2 tRNA genes and 2 rRNA genes are annotated in these 1,636 nt (G+C 44.6%); all 4 read right to left on the bottom strand.

Features of this window, described 5'->3' with window-relative positions:
* Positions 1–815 (bottom strand): 23S ribosomal RNA (locus ACSQ7D_RS12940); the annotation flags it as partial.
* A gap of 186 nt (positions 816–1,001) precedes the next feature.
* Positions 1,002–1,075 (bottom strand) — tRNA-Ala (locus ACSQ7D_RS12935).
* Between the two features lie 88 nt (positions 1,076–1,163).
* A tRNA-Ile gene (locus ACSQ7D_RS12930) sits at positions 1,164–1,237 on the bottom strand.
* A gap of 179 nt (positions 1,238–1,416) precedes the next feature.
* A 16S ribosomal RNA gene (locus ACSQ7D_RS12925) occupies positions 1,417–1,636 on the bottom strand; the annotation flags it as partial.

The following is a 1,636-nucleotide window of genomic DNA, read 5'->3' as shown; positions in this document are numbered from 1 at the left end:
TCACCCCTACCCTCAGGTCATCCGAAGTCTTTTCAACGACAACCAGTTCGGTCCTCCACGCTGTGTTACCAGCGCTTCAACCTGCCCAAGGGTAGATCACCAGGTTTCGCGTCTACTACTACCAACTATTTCTCGCCCTATTCAGACTCGCTTTCGCTACGAATTCGTATCTGAAATACTTATCCTCGCTGGTAACAGTAACTCGTAGGCTCATTATGCAAAAGGCACGCTGTCACAGCCTAAAGCTGCTCCAACCGCTTGTAAGCGTATGGTTTCAGGGTCTATTTCACTCCGTTATTCACGGTTCTTTTCACCTTTCCCTCACGGTACTAGTTCACTATCGGTCTCTCAGGAGTATTTAGCCTTACCGGATGGTCCCGGCTGATTCAGTCAAGGTTCCACGTGCCCCGACCTACTCAGGATACCCATAAGATTTATAAAACTGTACCTATACGAGACTTTCACTCTCTATGGTGTGCCTTTCCAAACACTTCTAATCCAGCTTTACAACCTATATCTGGGTCCTACAACCCCCGCATCGCCGTAACAATACGGGTTTGGGCTGTTCCCATTTCGCTCGCCACTACTTTGGGAATCACTTTTGTTTTCTTCTCCTCCGCCTACTTAGATGTTTCAGTTCAGCGGGTTTGCCCACCTTTACGGTGTAGTACATCTTCAATGTACTGGGTTGCCCCATTCGGAGATTTGCGTATCATATCGTATGTGCCAATACACGCAACTTTTCGCAGCTTATCACGTCCTTCTTCGCCTCTGAGAGCCTAGGCATCCCCCATACGCCCTTACATAACTTTTCGCGCTTGTAGTTTTATTCAATTAACAATTATCTATTATCAATTAAATAAATACCTCGTTCTCTTTGATTTTTTTTAATATTTCGTTAGATTATCAATAATCTATTATTGATCTCTTATGCTTTTTATCCCAATATGTCAATGTACTGCCTATCCTAGCCTTTCCGAAGGAAAGGAACGTTGGATTTGTGGAGAATAAGGGATTCGAACCCTTGACCCCCTGCGTGCAAGGCAGGTGCTCTAGCCAGCTGAGCTAATTCCCCGTGCTTAATGACGAGTTACGAATTACGAATTACGTTTCACGATATTCGCCTCTCTTCAGCTCCTAGAATTTCCTTATTTAGCTTCTTGTAGTCCCAGGCAGACTCGAACTGCCGACCTCTACATTATCAGTGTAGCGCTCTAACCAGCTGAGCTATGAGACTGCTTTCTTAGGTAAAAGGTAAAAGGTAAAAGGTAAAAAACTTATTACTTTTCTTTGCCTTTTAGCTGGTAACTTATACCTATTTATGTTTGTTGCCAGCAAGATTTAAAGAATCAAATATACCATAAGTCCATTAATCGTTAATAATTAACCATTAATAATTAAATCGGTCATCTCTAGAAAGGAGGTGTTCCAGCCGCACCTTCCGGTACGGCTACCTTGTTACGACTTAGCCCCAGTCACTAGTTTTACCCTAAACAGCTCCTCGCGGTAACCGTCTTCAGGTACTCCCAGCTTCCATGGCTTGACGGGCGGTGTGTACAAGGCCCGGGAACGTATTCACCGGATCATGGCTGATATCCGATTACTAGCGATTCCAGCTTCACGGAGTCGAGTTGCA

Source organism: Capnocytophaga sp. G1920 (assembly GCF_051417515.1).
The sequence above is the reverse complement of the archived record's forward strand: the minus strand, read 5'-3'. Positions and strand labels throughout refer to the sequence as shown.